This is a genomic window from Helicobacter sp. 16-1353, assembly GCF_003288815.1.
Lineage (GTDB): Bacteria > Campylobacterota > Campylobacteria > Campylobacterales > Helicobacteraceae > NHYM01.
Genome location: NZ_NHYM01000005.1, coordinates 15,542 through 32,362, shown reverse-complemented (window position 1 = coordinate 32,362; position 16,821 = coordinate 15,542). Strand labels below are relative to the sequence as shown.

Sequence of the window (16,821 nt, the reverse complement as noted above, 5' to 3'; positions counted from 1 at the left end):
TAACGAACTTTGAGCGAATTAATAGGATTTAAAAAAGATAATAAAATCTTTGATTTACAAACAGCAGAGGAATTGAAATTTAACACTGATGAATATCAAAAAATATATTTTGACGATTCAAGCGACGCATTAAGCATTATCCGCCACTCTTGTGCACATTTAATGGCTCAAGCAATAAAGCAGCTTTACACGAATGCGAAGTTTTTCGTGGGTCCTGTTGTAGATGAGGGATTTTATTACGATTTTAAGGTCGATGAGAAAATCGGCATAGAGGATTTAGCAAAAATCGAAGCCAAGATGAGGGAGATTGCTAAAAAGCCTTGCGAAATCAAAAAAGAATATATGGATAGAAGCGAGGCGCTTAGGCGGTTTAGCGGTGATGAGCTAAAAATGGCAGTGATGAAAAATATCGACGGCGATACTTTCAGCACCTACGCCCAAGATGATTTTGAGGACTTATGTCGTGGTCCCCATATCCCAAATGTAAATCTTTTGGTGCATTTTAAGCTTACAAAACTTGCCGGAGCCTATCTTGGAGGCGATGAGAGTGCAGAAATGCTAACTAGAATCTACGGCATTGCATTTGCTTCAAAAGAGGCGCTAAAGGCTTATAACTTTATGGTGGAAGAAGCCCTAAAGCGCGACCACCGAAAGCTAGGCAATGAGCTAGGGATATTTACCTTTGATGAGGATATTGGAGCGGGGCTTCCTATTTGGCTACCAAAGGGAGCGAGAATCCGCCGAAATATCGAAAATATCCTAACGCGTGCCTTAATCAACCAAGAATACGAGCCAGTGCGGGGTCCAGAGATATTGAAAAGCGATTTATGGAAAATCAGCGGACATTATCAAAACTATAAAGAAAATATGTATTTCACCACGATTGATAATATCGAGTATGGCATAAAGCCGATGAACTGCCTAGGGCATATCAAGGTCTATCAAAGCGATGTTAGGAGCTATCGCGATTTGCCGCTTAGATTCTACGAGTATGGCGTGGTGCATCGCCACGAAAAAAGTGGCGTTTTACACGGACTTTTGCGTGTGCGGGAATTCACCCAAGATGACGCACATATATTCTGTCGCCCAAATCAAATAAAAAGTGAAATTGAATCTATTGTGAAATTTGCAAGTAGGATAATGGAGATTTTTGGCTTTAAGTATGAAATGGAGATTTCTACCAAACCAGAGAAATATATCGGCAGCGACGAGGTTTGGGTGGAATCTACAAATGCACTAAAAGAGATTCTAAAAGCAAATAATATTGATTATAGCATTGATGAGGGCGGAGGGGCGTTTTATGGACCAAAGATTGACATTAAGATAACGGACGCAATAGGCAGAAAATGGCAGTGTGGCACGGTGCAGATTGATATGAACTTGCCAAATCGCTTCAATCTCGCATACATCGATGAGGACAATTCGCCAAAACAGCCAGTTATGATTCATAGGGCGATTTTGGGGAGTTTCGAGCGATTTATCGCCATACTCACAGAGCATTACGGCGGGGAATTTCCGCTATTTATCGCACCAACTCAAGCCATAATTGTCCCAATTAATAGCGAATGTGAAAAATATGCTAGAATCTTGCAATTGAAACTAAGGGAAATCGGTGCTTACGCCGAGACAAACACCAAGAATGAGAGCCTAAATAAACGCATTTGCACCGCAGAAAAGCAAAAAGTGCCTTATATCTTGGTAATCGGCGATAAGGAAGTAGAAGCAAAAGCGGTGGCAGTCCGCGATAGGCGAGAAAAAACGCAATATAATCTAAGCGAGGAGGAATTTTTGAATAAGATTGATAAAGAAATGAAAGAGGGGCATTTTTGAGTAAAGAAACATTACTGAATAATGAAATAAGATTCGATGAAATCCGCTGTGTGGGGAGTGATGGAAGCCAATTAGGCATTATAAATACAAAAGAAGCTTTGAAGTTGGCAGATGAAGAGGGCTTAGACTTGGTGCTAATCTCGCCAGATGCGAAGCCTCCGGTGTGTAAGATTATGGATTATGGTAAATTCTGCTACCAAAAAGAGAAAAAAATCAAAGAAGCAAGAAAAAAGCAAAAGCAAATTGAGATAAAAGAAATCAAGCTTTCCACGCAAATCGCACAAAATGACATTAATTACAAGGTCAAACACGCTAAGGAATTTTTGCAAGACGGCAAGCATGTCAAATTCCGCGTTTTTCTAAAAGGGCGTGAGATGGCTGACCCAAAGCAGGGCTTTAATGTGCTGTATAAAATTATGGAGATGATACAAGAAGAGGCAAATATCGAGGACAAGCCGGTCCTAGAGGGCAGATATGTAAATATCTTGGTTACGCCCAAAAAGTAGCGTTTTAAAGTAGTTTTTGGCGATTTAAAGGCGGATTCTGGGCTGGTTATGGGATTCTGTGCTTGGGAATCTAATCTAGATTCTATAAATTTAGAATTCCACCCACGAGATTCGGCTGGGCGAGATTCCACTAATTTAGGATTCTATGCTTAAGATTCTATTAACCAAATTCTATCAATTAGATTTCGCTTTTTTAAAAATGCAAGTTGCCTTTAGTGGCTTTATAAAAGGTGCTTTTGAATAATAAATTTTAATAAAGGTAAATTCAATGAAATTTATAATGTCGATTCTACGAGTATTAGGACTTATATTTTTAGCAATTCTAATATTCGAGATAGTTCGCCCTCGCTGGGTAGAAGACTCCGCATTACATTTACCAAACCATTATAGAATCCAATCTGCATTCGTAGAGCAGTTCGTAGACGCGTAATAATGGCTTTAACTAAATGTGCTTAAGCGATATTTAGATTTTGTCGTAAGATTCGCAATCTAAATTTTATAAACAACTATTAGCCTTTAAATAAAAATTTATAGATTTTAGCTCCATTCGCTTATATCCTTTTTACTTCTCTCCCATTTATTATCCCAAGTCAATCTATTCAAATCGCAATATCTGCAAAATGGAATAGGCTTAGCTAGAAATCTCAAAATCTCATCCATATTTTTTGCTTCATAAATATCGATATAATCCCTCTTATCTACTATTAGATTTGTTTTAAAATATGTATTAAAATTTTTAATACTCCTAGGATAAGGGCAGGTATATAGTTTGCCATTATCAAGCCCAATACAGCCATTTGCCCACGCACATTTAGCAAACATTATTACGGGATTCTGTGTGCCGAGTAAATCAAGTGGTTGGTAAAAAAGCCTTTTCTCTACCTCGCCACCATTATTATATTTATATTTGACGCCAAATTGCTTTGCTTTATTTTCAATGGTTTGAAAATCAATTTTAATTGGATATTTTGTTGGCGTTATGGCAATATCATAATCCTTACAAGTCTGCCAAAAGCTATCTTTTTGCTTTGGTAATAAAATGGCATTTGTTACTAAATCAATGCTTGTATTTGGGAAATTCTCCCTTGCGATTTTTAAAAGTTGCTCTAACTCAGGGTGTAAAAGTGGCTCACCGCCTAGGATTCTTAGCTTACATAGCAATCTATTACTAAGCAAACTTAATCGTTCCATATCATTTTTAAAAATCTCCACGCTATAAAAGCTTTTTTTGGCAATGGGTGAAAATGGCGCACAATGCTTACAATTTAGATTGCAATGCTCAGTTATATAGACTTCTAGATATTGCAACATTGGCTGGGGTATAAACTTTAGCGTGGCATTGAAATTTTGATTGATTTTGGAATCTAGTGCTTTTAGCTTGTATCCAGCGGGAGTGAGATTAAATAATCGCTTTAGCATATTTTTTAATTTTGCTTTGATTTTGTATAATAAATAAGATTTACTTGGATTTATAGAAACTAATGTTTGGGAATCTAGCTTTGTAGAATCTTGGTTTTTACTATCTACCCCCCCCCATATTTTTCATTTTCATTGATTTTCCTTTTATATTTTTAGATTTGTTATTATATACTATTAAAATCAGTTTTAAATTAAGGAAATAAAATGAAAAATAAAATATGGATTCTCGCTACATTAATATTAATGACAATCGGCTTTGTAGCTTGTAGTAACAATAAAAATACCGATGATAATACCCAATCTTTGGAATCTAAAGATTTGCTAGATTCTAAAGGAGTGCGAGATTTAGTAGTATTAGTAGATGGCGAGGAGAGATTCTATCTTTTAGAAGGTAAGATTGGTGAAGATAAACAAATGGCTTATTTACACATCAAAGAAGCAATACCAATGTATAATAAAACAGGAGATAGTCAAGTGCCATTGATTGCGGAGATTCGCCTACCAGATGTTTGGAATGAGAAAATTAATGCAAAGGAGTATATTTCCGTTACATTAGATTCTAAAACAATACATTTTGCAAAAGATGCAAATGGAGATTTAATTGTAAGTGGTGCTTGGAATGCGGTTTTTCAATATGAGCCTGAGATTAGCACTTGGGAGCAAAATAGTATTTACAAAAATCAACCTTTTTATTTTAAAGAATATTCTAAGGGTTTAAATGAAGTGGCTTTTGCAAAAGCTGGATTTACAACTACAAAAGATATAAAACAATCTGGCGATGATGTAAGTATATTATATGAGGAAGTGTTGGAGTCGCCATTTATCGCACAAGATATTGCCTCCAAGGATAAGTTAAATGCTGCATTTGCGTATAGTGCTACTAATATCAATGATTTAAAAGAAAAATTAAATAGCCAAGCTGTAAAAAACTTTGAAAAATATCAAAAAGATGAAGGTTTTAAATACAACACGCAATCTATACAAAATTCTAGTGTAGATTATATCGATGATAAGATTCTTGTTTTTTCTAATATCGTATATAATTATCGTGGCGGAGCTCACGGTGCCACTAGTAACACAATGGAGGCTTACTCTTTGGCAAATGGGGATAAAATATCTAATAAAATTAGTGATTTACTTGATATAAACGAGCAAAATAAAGAGCAGTTTTTATCAACACTTAATCCATATCTACAATCCCAAAAAGATAATATTTTTTCAGATGCACTTCCGCTAAAAGTGTTACCTAATGTATTTTTTGTTTCCTCTAAGGGGATTATTTTTATTTGGAATACTTATGAGATTGCCCCATATGCTGCAGGTGATATTCGTATCTTAGTGCCTTATAATGATTTGAGTAGCTATCTAAAAGCAGATTCGGCTTTTGCGTATTTATTTAAACCCGCACAATAACGCTATAAACTAGAATCTAAATTAGATTCTAGAGGTGTGGAAATAAAATTAAGTGGAATCTTAGATTCTAAATTTTATATCGCTTTTGAAATAAGATTTATCTAAATAAGTGGGGAGATTCTACAAAAAGCAAGAATCTTAAAATAAACTAGGGACATCATCTTTAACGGATTCTTTTATGGCTTTAGATTTTGCGAATCTAGATTCCCCCGCTTTTATCGCTAGTTTGGACTTTTTTATCGCTATATTTTTGTGAATCTCCAAAAGCCTATTTTTTGCCAAAATACTCAAAGCACATTAAATCTCTGCAATTCTACCCCTCCCCAACTTTAGTTTTTGCTGAAATTTTAAATATTTTTAGAGATTTTTAGATTAAAATAAAATATAAAATAATTAAGATGAGAAGCAAGGAAATTACAAGTTTAAAAAGCATAAATTCCCAAGCTTTAGTAATTAAGTATTATAATTGCAAGTAAATATCAAGGGGAAAATAATGCCAAATATAATCAATAATGAAAGCTATATGCTTGATTTATGTGTTCGTATGGCACATCATAGCACAGCCATTGAGGGGAATACACTATCTCAAAACGATAGTGCTTCAATTATCCTAGATGGCTATATCCCACGAGCTGTAAGAGAGCAGGAATTTTATGAAATTAGAAATTATAAATTCGTGCTGCCATTTTTTATCGACAATCTTAGAAAACAAACTAAGCTAGATAACGAGCTTATCAAGGATTTTCATAAAATTATTATGCAAGATTTAATTTATAATAATGGCAGTTTTAAAACTATAGAAAATATCATTATAGGAGCAGATTTTGAGCCTACAAAGCCCTATTTGGTGGCTACAGAGATGAAAAATATAATTGATAATCTATATTATAGATTTAGTAATTATAAAAATGACGATGATAAACTTAGAGCGATTTTGGATTTCCATATCAAATTTGAGAGAATCCACCCATTTAGCGATGGCAATGGTAGAAGTGGGCGACTTTTAATGGTTTATTCTTGCTTAGAGCAGAATCTCGCTCCAATAGTAATTCCGCAAGATAAAAAAGTGGCTTACATTTCTTATTTGCGAAATGCTGATATTGATAATTTTCTAATCTTTGCCAAAGAGCTACAAAAAGAAGAACAGCTTAAGCAAGATAAATTTATAAATAATGCTTTAGATTCTACTAAATCCAAGAATCTAAATAAATCTAAGCAAAAGCCTAAATTAAATAACTTCGAAATTGGAATGTAAAATAAACACAAAAGGGGATAATCTCAAATGCAATATGTGCTAAAAAATAAAGACAAAGAAGTTTTAAAGTTTGAAGTTAAAACCACAATCAAGCATTTTAATAAAGAGAAATATCCATATAGTGGGGAAAGCCATAATGCAGAAATAACAAATATTAATATTGTTGATGAAAATATTTTACCATTAAATATTGATAAAAATGATATAAAAAAATCATTGGAATCTTGGATTACAAATAGAAAAGTTCCCAAAAATAGGGCATATGTAGAAAAAATAATCGAAACCTACACAAATGATAACACGCAAGATTCTCTAATGGATTATATCGATGTATCTTTAGCTTTATCGCTAAATGATTCTTATTGGGTTATTCCAGCAAATAGCGATTATTCGTGGAAAGATTATAATCTATACCAAAACGAATTTGATAAGGCTTTAAGCCTAGTGGCTTTTAGTGGAATCTCACATAAAGTAAAAAATATAGTAACTTCCCCCGAATATTCCACAAATGGAATGTTAAAAAAATGTTGGTATAGAGATAACGGAGCAATCTATCTTTACAAAGGTTCTAGCGAAAAATATGCAAATGGTGGCAGAGAATCTTATAGTGAATTTTATATGACTCAAATTGCTCAAATAATGGGATTTAGTTGCATAGATTATGATTTAAAATTATTTCACAATGAAATTATCTCAATTTGTCCCATTTTTACTAATGAAAATGAGGGCTATATGCCAATATATCAATTTCTAAATAAAACAGAAATGCTTTCCAAAGATTTAGAGCTAATAAATAGCATTGCTAGAATTTATGGCAAAGATAAATTAGATAATTTAATGCTATTTGACGCCCTTATTTACAATACAGATAGGCATTTGGGGAATTTTGGAATGATAGTTGACAATAATACAAATAAGATTCTTCGCCCAGCACCAATATTTGATAATGGTTTTTCAATGATAAATTATCTTACGGAAAATGAACTAAAATCAATTGATACTGCCCTTAAAGAGAAAATATCAAGCTTTGGGTTTTTATTTGATAAGCAATTAGAAATTGCATTACAGCCACGCCACCTAGAATCTCTAAATAAACTTAAAACTTTTGAATTTAAAAAGCATAAAGATTATAATCTCCCAGATAGTTTTTTAGAGCCAATCAATAAGCATATCAATAAAAGAGCCGAATTTGCGATAAATCTATGTTTGCAAAAAGAAAAAGAAATAAATAAATCCAAGAATCTAAATTAATCTAAGCAAAAGCCTAAATCAAATAACTTTGAGCGTGGAATGTAAATCTTTAAGATTCTTTTGTAAATTTTGGTAAATTTTGGGCGAATCTACTTACAAGATTCCCCAAATCTTACAAAATCTCATTAAAAACACAGCTTTTAACCCTAAATCCCTTTAAGTTTCATTCCACTTTTACCCCATTTTTTAAAATTTTCATTACAACCTTAAGCATACAAAAAAAAGAATTTGGTAATAAAAAGAATCGTGAAAGTTACTTTAAATGCTTCCATTGAAAGCCTAAAGAATAAAGATTTTAAAAGAATCTAATAAAATTTAAGAGTTTTTAGAATTAGAGTGCTTAAACATTAACTTCGTTGTTACAAAACTTAAATTATCCTTAAAATTTATTAGAATCCTAGCCTATAAACTCGCAAGAAATGGATTTCATAATCTTAGATTCTACTATTTATTAGATTTTCAAGTGTATTCTTTTGTATGCTAAAATAATTTCTTAAATCTCAATTCCCTTATCTTTGCTAAAAAGCGTCCCTTGCTTATGCTTAGATTCCATTAGAAAGCCACGCGTAGGCTCTAAATCAAATCCGCTACACAAAAACATACTTCGATTTTGCGCTAATAAAAAATCTGCCGCCAAAAGCTTTGTTACAATCCCACCAGTGGCAAATTTACTCCCGCCTTTTTGCTCCCCTTGAAGCGTTTTTTGGCTAATAGAACTTACATATTTTATTAGCTTTGCGTCCTTATTTTGCAGTGGGTCGCAGTCAAAAAAGCCATAAACATCACTTAAAATCACTAGCATTTTTGCATTAAAGTAATGTGCCACATAGGCGGCTAGTTGGTCGTTATCCCCTAGTGTAAGTCCGCTTATTAGCTCACCTTGTGCGATTGCGTCATTTTCATTGATGATTGGGAGAATCTCATTTGACAATAAAATATCAATGACCTCCCTTGCATACGCCGTTCTCTGCCGTGAATCAAATGTGCTTCGAGTAGGCAAAAGCTGGGCTGGGATAATGCCCTTTGGCTCTAGAATCTTGCGATATGTATCCATTAAAAGTGGCTGACCTATGCTGGAAAGGGCTTGTTTGTTAGCAATTAGGCTTTTATCTAGGCGGAGCTTCGTATAGCCACTTGCAACTGAGCCAGATGAGACTAGAATAATGTGGAATTTCTCCCTTAGAGTGGCGATTAACTCGCATAATTTTTCCAATCGCTCCATTACTAAAATATCGCCATTTGAGATGATAGAAGTCCCCACTTTAAGGACTAATCGCTCTTTTTTATGTGCTTTTTTGCACTTGGTTTGTGTTAGATTCTGCTCTTTTTTTGCTAAATCTTGCGATTTTTGCGATAGATTCTTCGATTTCACAATTTTCCCCATATTTTAAAATATTTTTCAAGCTTAAAATAAAAATAAAATTGTAACCAATAAAAGATAAATTTAAGATTCCATTAGAATTAATTATTTGCTTCAAACCAATAGCTTTAGAAATCTAAAATTAGCCCAAAATATGGGCTATGAAATATTGGTAAATCCCCGTAATATTAGCAGAATCCTCCAATTTACATATATCTTAGATTATAGATTTTTGTATGTGGGATTTTATGGAATACTTGCTTGAATTCTTCCCAAGCTGTGGCGATTATAAAAACATCGCAAGATTGCAAAATCGCATCCAAACTATTTTTATACTCTATCGCAAAATCATAGCTTTTTTGAAAAGATTTCATTGCCATTGGGTCGTAAGCTACGATATTTTTATATCCAAGCTGTAGCAATCTATCTATCAAAAGCCCCGCTTTGGAATCCCGCACATCATCGCTATTTGGCTTAAAGCTAAGCCCCAAGATTCCAATCCTAGAATCTATACTCTCCTTTTTAATGCTATTAATATGAAAATCGATAATATCATTATTAATTTCTAATATATCTTTTAATAATCCGCTCTCAAATCCCCTATCTTTTGCCTTTTTATACAATGCTAAAGTATCTTTTGGCAGACAATATCCACCAAAGCCCATTCCGGGGTAAATATAGCTTATGATATTTGCTGGATTCCCAGAAAATCGCTTATCTAAATGCAATACATTAAAAGCCTTTTTTATATCGATATTGCCGATAGTTTGGGCTATTATACTCATTTCATTTGCATAGCTTATCATCATTGATAGCATTGTGTTGCTTAGATATTTGATAAATTCTGCTGTGTTTGGATTGACAAATATAATGGGTGCATTAAATGGCGTATAAATCTCTTTTAGCTCTGGGATTTCGTAATCTTTGGAATCTATAGAATCTATAGAATCTATAGAATTGTCCCCAAACCCCATAGAATCTCTAGAATCCCCAAATCCTCCAATCACCACTCTATCCGGATTTATAAAATCATCTAGCGAATATCCCTCCCGCAAAAATTCTGGATTATTTGCTAGGACAAAATCCCTATTATTTTTCAATCCAAGATTTTCTAAAAATGGCAAAAATACTTCCGCTAAACTTCCGGGCGGAATGGTGGATTTGAGGACTAAAATAGGGCAGGGGGCACATTTATCGATATTATCCACCGTGGATTTTAGGGCTTTTAAGAGATAATTTAGATTCGCACTTCCATCTTTATCCATCGGTGTCCCAATGCAATAAAATATAATTTTTGCGTTTTCTAGGGCGATTAGCTCATTATCTGTTATGGTTAGATTTTTATTTAGCGTGGAGTTTAGTGCTGCTTCCAGCCCCGCCTCAAAGAATGGAATCTTATTATTATTTATCATTTGTGCTTTTTGCTTATCTAGCTCATATCCGCAAATTTGATTATTTTTTAGCTTCAACGCAAAGCCAACAGCAGTTGTTAGCCCAACAAATCCAAGTCCAAAAATAGTGATTTTTGTATTTTTCATTTTATCACCCCATTTTTGCCACTTGATTTAGCGGAATCTTTTTGCGATAATAAAAAGCTTAAAAATCGTCTAACACCGATATGGACATCGATTTTTGGATTATAATCTAGTAATTTTCTTGCCTTAGAGATATTAGGGCATCTTCTATTTGGATTATGCGTTAGATAATCTTTATCACTTGAAGTGGCAAGTTTAATCTCACCTGTGTAGCCACATAGCTCACGCCCTAGATTTTGATAGATTTTCGCTAGTTCATAAACGCTAATCTCCGGTGCGTCAATGCCTATATTAAAATAATCAAATTTCCCAAAAGTCAGCACTTTTAAATATCCGCTAATCGCATCGCTAATGTAGCAAAATGTCCGCTTTGGCGTCCCATCGCTAAAAATCTCAATATCTCTATTTTCTAAAATTGCTTTGGCAAAATCCGCTGGAACTCGCTTATCATCGATATTCATTCCAATTCCATAGTTATTGAAAGGACGAGCAATTGAAAGCGGGAGATTGTATTTTAATGCAAATAGATAGCACATAGTTTCCCCAAATCGCTTTGCCTCATCATAACAAGCACGAGGACCAATGCAAGATACATTGCCCTTGTATTCCTCGTCTGTTGGGATAAAATCGCTATGTGGGTCGCCATAAATCTCAGAGCTAGAGAAAAATAAGAATCCTTTAATTGCCCTATCTTTGTAAAACTCAAGTAGATTCCGCAAACCCCAGATATTCGCATCTATCGTTTCTATGGGATATTTACGATAAAAAATCGGCGAAGCGATAGACGCCATATGGATTATTATATTTGCATTTTTGGCGGAGTTTATGGAATCTATAGAATCTTTTATAATATCAAATTTGTGGATTTCGATTAGATTATTATTAGAATCTTGCAAGGATTCCACCCACTCTGGGATTCTAAGCATAAAATTATCTAAGCCGATTATTTTCTTAATGCCTAATTCCTTGGCAAAATGCGTAAAAAAGATAGTAAAGTAGAATCCTAAAAATCCCGCACAGCCCGTGATTAGAATCGTAGAATCCCTAAATTTCTCTCTCTGCTCCTGTGTTAAACTCTCAAAAATCTCTCTCAAATCCGCTTTTATGATTGTGTTAGTTAGCATATCGCACCTCCACGCTTGGAGATGGATGCGTTTGTAAATATGTTTGTAAATATGGCTTTAAACGCCGATTTAGCGGAAATATAAAAAATGAGATAAAAGAAAATATAGTTTTTAGTAGATTTTGTGTGGGGATTTTGAGAATCTCTAGAATCCTTAAGATTCTTAGGATTCCAAATATTAGTCTTTTTTCTTTTTCTCCCAATCTGGTGCAAATGCACTGCCAATTTGAATAAAGCTTGACTTTTTGTTCCAATTTGCGTGTGAGCTTTGGTAGCAGAGTTTGCACTGAATTGGCATATTCCCCCCCCCCATTTTCAGCATTTACATTTTTTCTAAAATCTTGCATCTCTTTGGAGTTCCACGCTAGTTCAAAGCTATCAAAATCACTTAGATTCCCAAGCTTTAAACTCGTGCTTTGACACGGGCGAATGCTATCATCACTCCCTATGAAAAAGTCCCGCCACCCCACAAAACAAGGCTTGTGATATTTATCACCTGCTATATCTTCGCCTTGGATATATGGAAGTTTTAGCTTTATATTTAGCTTATCTGCTAATAAAGCCACCTCATCAAATACGCTTTTAACCAAATCTTGCTTATTATATAAACTCTCTTTTAGCATCTCCGTGCTAAATGCACTTAAAAATACGACTTTTACTTCTTGCATTTTTAGCTCTTTGGCTAGTTTTATCATCTTTGGCAATTCTCTAATATTAGATTCCATCGCTACAAACACGAAATTCATATATGGATATGAGAGATTTAGAGATTCCTTTTTGGCGATAATTGCCTTGATATTTTCTATAATTTTCTCAAACTTCGCTCCAACTCTTATCCTATCATTTGTCTTAGCATCCGCTCCATCAAGACTAACTGCGATAATATCCACCTTATAATCAAAAATATCATCTATGAATTTATCTAATCTCGTGCCATTTGTAACGAAGTATTTGCGGACATTTTTTTTATTTAGTTTTTGTAGGAATTGCTTAAATTTGGGATTGATAGTAGGCTCACCCCAGCCAAAAAGCGTAACTTCCTCGCAATAATCTAGCACAGAATCTAATTTATCCAAAACATCTAATTTCAAATATGTTTGGTTAAACTCCGCTTCGTCCCTGCCGCAAAAAATACATTTTATATTACATGCACTTGTCATTTCCAAAACGATTCTTCGTGGGTAGGATTCTAGTTTGGTTAGATTTGCTTCCATTTCTTTGATATTTAAAGCTGAGTTTTGCTTTTGTTTCTCACTTAATTTACTTTGAAATAAATCTGTCGTTTTTGCTCGTAAGATATTCATTTATTTTCCTTTGTGTTGATTTTGATTAAGCTACGCATTTTGGGCGATTTAAAGATATATTTTTTGGAATCTTTGAAGGGGTTTTGGTGATTGGCGTGGAAATTTTTATATGATTTGTATATTTATAGAATTCTAAGAATCGAGAATCTATAAATTTGGCATTAATATTTGAATAAAAAATATGAGCTTTTAAAATAGTAAGATTGGATTTAAAATTATGAAAATTAGAGTAGATTTTAAGATTTAGAGCAGAATAGAATCCAAAGTAGATTCTAGGATTCTCTCCTAATTTGCTATCCCCCCCCATAGACGATTTTTGTGTATGTTGTAGATAATTTTCTAGCTGATTTTGGCTTATGATAGCGTTATTTTCTATGAAATTCCTATACCAAATAATAGTATTTTCTATAGATTCTCTAGTATCTAAAATCGGCTTCCAAGAAAGCAGATGATGAGCTTTTGCGGTATCTAGCATTAGGAGATTTGCTTCGTGTGGATTTGATTTATCACATTGTATTGTATAGCTTATTTTATCCCAACTATTTTTTGCGATATTAAGCATAGAGCTAACCTTAAGATTCCCATCGATATTTGGACCGAAATTAAAACTTGTGGCAAACTCACTTTCTCCTAAAAGCAGTTTTTCGCCTAGCATTAGATAGCCCCTAAGTGGCTCTAGCACACTTTGCCAAGGGCGAGTTGCATTTGGATTCCTAATCTCTGTAGTTTTATTATTTAATATGCCTTTGATTAAATCTGGAATCAATCTATCTATACTAAAATCTCCCCCACCAATGACATTTCCCGCTCTTGCTGTGGCGATTAAGACATTATGCGTTTTGCCAAAATCATATGTATTAAAAAAACTTTTTCGCATAGAATCTGTGATAATCTCCGCACAAGCTTTTGAGGCACTATATGGGTCGTATCCGCCTAATGGGTCGTTTTCCCTATAGCCATAAATCCATTCCTTATTTTCATAAACTTTATCTGTGGTAATTACTACGATTGCTTTTAGGTTTTTGATATTTCTTGCAGATTCTAGGATATTTAATGTGCCGATTGCATTACTAGAGAATGTCCCTAGTGGGTCTTTATAGCTCTCTCTAACAAGTGGTTGGGCGGCTAGATGAAAGATAATATCTGGATTAAAATCTATAAGTTTGGATTGTAATGTTTCCCTATCTCGTATATCAGCAAATATCCCATCAAAGGCACTTTTTCCGCCTAGTAAATCAAAATGATTTGGATTTGTGATGGGAGCAAGTGAATATCCAAAAACTTCTGCACCAAGATTCTTTAGCCATAGATTTAGCCACGAGCCTTTAAAGCCTGTGTGTCCTGTGAGAAAAACCTTTTTATTTTTGTAGATATTCATTATGCCTCATATTTTAGAAAATAGAAACTTCAAGATTCGGCATTATAGAATGCTATAGCTAAAAAGACTTTTAAATATATTGTTATTTAAGGTTATTGGTATTTTCAAAGGTGATAATAGTTACTGCAAAATATTATTAAAAAATATAGAATTCTTGCATAAAATTTCAATTAAATAGGAGATTGCAGTGAAAGAATTATTAAAAAAAGTTACTATCCTAAACCAAATTGGTATTATATTGGCACATATTGCTATATTTATTATTTTTATTTGGATTGGTGGGCTGAAGTTTTTTAACTATGAGGCAGAAGGAATTATGCCATTTGTTGCTAATAATCCCATAATGAAGCAATTTATACCAAATCCACAAGCTTATAAAGACAATAAAATACCAGAAGGAACTATAAATGAAATTAAAGCAAAATGGCATCAAGAAAATCATACTTATGTCGTATCTAACATACTTGGAATCCTAATAATATCATTTGGTATTTTAGTATTTCTTGGGTTGTTTTATCCTATTTTAGGGGTAATTGGCGGGATATTAGTATTTCTAATGACATTAACAACCCTATCATTTTTGATAACAACACCCGAGACATTCGTGCCGAATCTAGGTGGAGAAAATTATGGATTTCCATATTTATCTGGGGCAGGGCGATTGGTAATAAAAGACCTTGCGATAATGGCTTGTGCTTTGATAGTGTCTGGAAATTGTGCTAGAGAAATGCTAAATAGAGATTTAGAATCTAATAAATCTTAGATTTTGCTTAATTTGTAAATTTTAGATTAGCAATATTTTAGGTTTATTTTAGCAACCCATTAAGATTTTAAAAATTTCTAAAGCAAATTTTAGATTAGCTTTTTATTCTGCACATTAGCTTAGCACCTTAAGAAGCGTTATCTTGGGTTAGCAGGAAAATGAACCTTTGGCTTAGTTTCTCAAGAATCTTTATTTCGCTTATTTTACACATATATTCGCTTGGTAAAGAATCTTCGTTTTTGGGGAGATTTTCGCTTTATATGAAACTTTGTTTTTGCCATTAAACTGCGTTTATAAGAATCTTCGTTTTACCACAAGTGGTAAATTCATCATTCAAGCTACCTAAAAATGAAGCCATAAATGCAAATATAGAGCCAAATATCCTAGATTCTATCATTAGCGATTTGGAGTATAAAATCTATAAAACGATTAAAAATATCGTTTTTAGGAAAGATATTAAATCTCAAAAAGAGTAAGTGGAAAGGGTTGGGATTTTGAGAGTTTGTGAGATTCTTTTTTGGGGTTGGGGGATTCGTGGCGGTTATAGCATTTTTGAATTCTCTAGATTCGTGATGTTTGCGTGAGTTTGGGGATTTTTTAGATTCGTGTGGCTTGTGTGCGTTTTTAAGATTCGGGGGGATTCGTGATATTTGCTAAGTTTATAGAATCTTTAGAATCTATCTTATCTCCCTTACCCACTCTATCATTTTCTTAATACCATCTATTTTATTAATTTTTATGGAAAATGGCATATGCTTTTTTAGTTTTGTTAGATTTGCGATAAATACTTTTTGGTCGCTAATTCGTGAGGGATTTGTAGAATATAGTATTTCTATGCCTGTGAGCTCTTCTAAGATTTCAAAAAGTTCAATTATAGAGAGTGAGTTTTCTACGCCACCGCCGATATTATATGCATTGCCTTGCATTTTATCTATGTATTTTGGGACTTGTAAGTATAATCTCGCCATATCGCTAGAATATAGAATATCTCGCACTTGTTTGCCATTCCCAGATATATTGATTTTTCGTTTATTTAGCACTTCATTTATAAAATATCCTATCCATCCTTGTTCGCTAGTCGCAAATTGTCTTCCACCATACATTGATGAGTGGCGAAATACCACACTTCGCACACCAAAGATTCTATAAAAATCAAGCATATAGGTATCGCCACAGCCCTTTGAGCAACCATATGGAGAGTGAAAATCCAGTGGGACATTCTCATCAAATCCATCTATAAAATCATCGCAAATATATCTAGTGGCATTTTCCTTGTAAGAATACTGCTCTAAATCCCCATACACTTTATTTGTTGATGAATATACTACAATCGCATCACTTTTATGTTTTCTTACAGAATCTAGCAAGTTAAAAGTTCCTAAAGCATTTACCTCAAAATCTAATTGCGGGTTAAGTAGCGAAGTAGTCATTGCCACTTGACCTGATAAATGATAGATAATATCTGGTTTATGCGTTAAAATGATATTTTCTATATCATTTTTATTTCTAATATCGCCATAACAAAACTCAAAATCTCCCTTACTTTTTAGAAATGCTAGGTTTTCGCTACTCCCTTTTCGATATAAATTATCAAAAATAACTAGCTTACTGCCCCCCCCATTTGGAGTATTTCCAAACCTATATTTGTGCCTAGGAATCCACAGCCACCAGTTATCAAATAAGT

General features: G+C 33.7%; 15 protein-coding genes and 1 pseudogene. 8 read left to right on the top strand and 8 right to left on the bottom strand.

Annotated features, from left to right (window positions below):
- Nucleotides 1–9: 9 nt before the first annotated feature.
- The 3 genes from thrS to CCY99_RS09540 all read left to right on the top strand — a co-directional run bounded on the left by thrS (nt 10) and on the right by CCY99_RS09540 (nt 2,766).
- On the top strand, nt 10–1,830 hold the full coding sequence (gene thrS, locus CCY99_RS04110; RefSeq protein WP_112060149.1) for a threonine--tRNA ligase: 1,821 nt from the start codon (nt 10–12) through the stop codon (nt 1,828–1,830).
- Nucleotides 1,827–2,336: a translation initiation factor IF-3 gene (infC, locus tag CCY99_RS04105; protein WP_112060148.1), complete on the top strand. Its 510-nt coding sequence runs from the start codon at nt 1,827–1,829 to the stop codon at nt 2,334–2,336. The genes thrS and infC overlap by 4 nt, the downstream gene beginning before the upstream one ends.
- A gap of 268 nt (nt 2,337–2,604) precedes the next feature.
- Nucleotides 2,605–2,766, top strand: coding sequence for a hypothetical protein (locus CCY99_RS09540; RefSeq protein WP_181646837.1), 162 nt, complete (start codon nt 2,605–2,607; stop codon nt 2,764–2,766).
- Between the two features lie 107 nt (nt 2,767–2,873).
- Here CCY99_RS09540 and CCY99_RS04100 read toward each other — a convergent pair whose 3' ends face one another.
- Nucleotides 2,874–3,755 carry a radical SAM protein gene (locus CCY99_RS04100; RefSeq protein ID WP_112060147.1) on the bottom strand — a complete coding sequence of 294 codons (882 nt, stop codon included), beginning with the start codon at nt 3,753–3,755 and terminating at the stop codon, nt 2,874–2,876.
- A gap of 204 nt (nt 3,756–3,959) precedes the next feature.
- Between CCY99_RS04100 and CCY99_RS04095 the strand changes: the two genes are divergently transcribed.
- Nucleotides 3,960–5,168 (top strand): DUF3298 and DUF4163 domain-containing protein, encoded by a 1,209-nt coding sequence (locus CCY99_RS04095; RefSeq protein ID WP_112060146.1) that lies wholly within the window; start codon nt 3,960–3,962, stop codon nt 5,166–5,168.
- Nucleotides 5,169–5,306: 138 nt separating this feature from the next.
- Here the strand turns inward: CCY99_RS04095 and CCY99_RS09535 are convergent, their stop codons facing one another.
- A complete protein-coding gene (locus tag CCY99_RS09535) occupies nt 5,307–5,450 on the bottom strand; it encodes a hypothetical protein (protein WP_181646836.1) in 144 nt (47 codons plus the stop codon).
- A gap of 211 nt (nt 5,451–5,661) precedes the next feature.
- Here CCY99_RS09535 and CCY99_RS04090 point away from each other — a divergent pair, with 211 nt between their 5' ends.
- Nucleotides 5,662–6,423 (top strand): Fic family protein, encoded by a 762-nt coding sequence (locus CCY99_RS04090; RefSeq protein WP_112060145.1) that lies wholly within the window; start codon nt 5,662–5,664, stop codon nt 6,421–6,423.
- A gap of 27 nt (nt 6,424–6,450) precedes the next feature.
- The gene (locus CCY99_RS04085; RefSeq protein ID WP_112060144.1) at nt 6,451–7,674 is read left to right on the top strand and encodes a transcriptional regulator; all 1,224 of its coding nucleotides are present in this window, start codon (nt 6,451–6,453) and stop codon (nt 7,672–7,674) included.
- A gap of 493 nt (nt 7,675–8,167) precedes the next feature.
- Here the strand turns inward: CCY99_RS04085 and proB are convergent, their stop codons facing one another.
- From proB to rfbG, 5 genes and pseudogenes are all read right to left on the bottom strand, one after another.
- Nucleotides 8,168–9,046 carry a glutamate 5-kinase gene (gene proB, locus CCY99_RS04080; protein ID WP_258443367.1) on the bottom strand — a complete coding sequence of 293 codons (879 nt, stop codon included), beginning with the start codon at nt 9,044–9,046 and terminating at the stop codon, nt 8,168–8,170.
- Between the two features lie 194 nt (nt 9,047–9,240).
- Nucleotides 9,241–10,572 (bottom strand): UDP binding domain-containing protein, encoded by a 1,332-nt coding sequence (locus CCY99_RS04075; protein WP_112060142.1) that lies wholly within the window; start codon nt 10,570–10,572, stop codon nt 9,241–9,243.
- Nucleotides 10,569–11,693: an NAD-dependent epimerase/dehydratase family protein gene (locus CCY99_RS04070; protein WP_112060141.1), complete on the bottom strand. Its 1,125-nt coding sequence runs from the start codon at nt 11,691–11,693 to the stop codon at nt 10,569–10,571. The genes CCY99_RS04075 and CCY99_RS04070 overlap by 4 nt, the downstream gene beginning before the upstream one ends.
- A complete protein-coding gene (locus CCY99_RS04060) occupies nt 11,683–12,996 on the bottom strand; it encodes a radical SAM protein (RefSeq protein WP_220092236.1) in 1,314 nt (437 codons plus the stop codon). Before CCY99_RS04060 ends, CCY99_RS04070 begins: the two co-directional genes overlap by 11 nt.
- Before the next feature lie 325 nt (nt 12,997–13,321).
- Nucleotides 13,322–14,374 (bottom strand): annotated as a pseudogene (rfbG, locus tag CCY99_RS04055) (CDP-glucose 4,6-dehydratase); the annotation flags it as partial.
- 181 nt (nt 14,375–14,555) lie between these two features.
- Here rfbG and CCY99_RS04050 point away from each other — a divergent pair.
- On the top strand, nt 14,556–15,137 hold the full coding sequence (locus CCY99_RS04050) for a DUF417 family protein (protein ID WP_112060138.1): 582 nt from the start codon (nt 14,556–14,558) through the stop codon (nt 15,135–15,137).
- Between the two features lie 317 nt (nt 15,138–15,454).
- A complete protein-coding gene (locus CCY99_RS09530; RefSeq protein ID WP_181646834.1) occupies nt 15,455–15,613 on the top strand; it encodes a hypothetical protein in 159 nt (52 codons plus the stop codon).
- Nucleotides 15,614–15,814: 201 nt separating this feature from the next.
- On the opposite strand, the gene CCY99_RS04045 is transcribed toward CCY99_RS09530, so the two are convergent.
- Entirely contained in the window at nt 15,815–16,735 is a 921-nt protein-coding gene (locus CCY99_RS04045; protein WP_258443447.1) for an NAD-dependent epimerase/dehydratase family protein, read from the bottom strand.
- Between the last annotated feature and the right edge of the window lie 86 nt (nt 16,736–16,821).

Excerpts from the sequence above, each read along its gene's own strand:
- CCY99_RS04085 (WP_112060144.1), top strand. The coding sequence starts at position 6,451 with ATGCAATATGTGCTAAAAAATAAAGACAAAGAAGTTTTAAAGTTTGAA.
- CCY99_RS04070 (WP_112060141.1), bottom strand. The coding sequence starts at position 11,693 with ATGCTAACTAACACAATCATAAAAGCGGATTTGAGAGAGATTTTTGAG.
- CCY99_RS04060 (WP_220092236.1), bottom strand. The coding sequence starts at position 12,996 with ATGAATATCTTACGAGCAAAAACGACAGATTTATTTCAAAGTAAATTA.
- CCY99_RS04075 (WP_112060142.1), bottom strand. The coding sequence starts at position 10,572 with ATGAAAAATACAAAAATCACTATTTTTGGACTTGGATTTGTTGGGCTA.
- CCY99_RS04095 (WP_112060146.1), top strand. The coding sequence starts at position 3,960 with ATGAAAAATAAAATATGGATTCTCGCTACATTAATATTAATGACAATC.
- CCY99_RS04090 (WP_112060145.1), top strand. The coding sequence starts at position 5,662 with ATGCCAAATATAATCAATAATGAAAGCTATATGCTTGATTTATGTGTT.
- CCY99_RS04100 (WP_112060147.1), bottom strand. The coding sequence starts at position 3,755 with ATGCTAAAGCGATTATTTAATCTCACTCCCGCTGGATACAAGCTAAAA.
- CCY99_RS09540 (WP_181646837.1), top strand. The coding sequence starts at position 2,605 with ATGAAATTTATAATGTCGATTCTACGAGTATTAGGACTTATATTTTTA.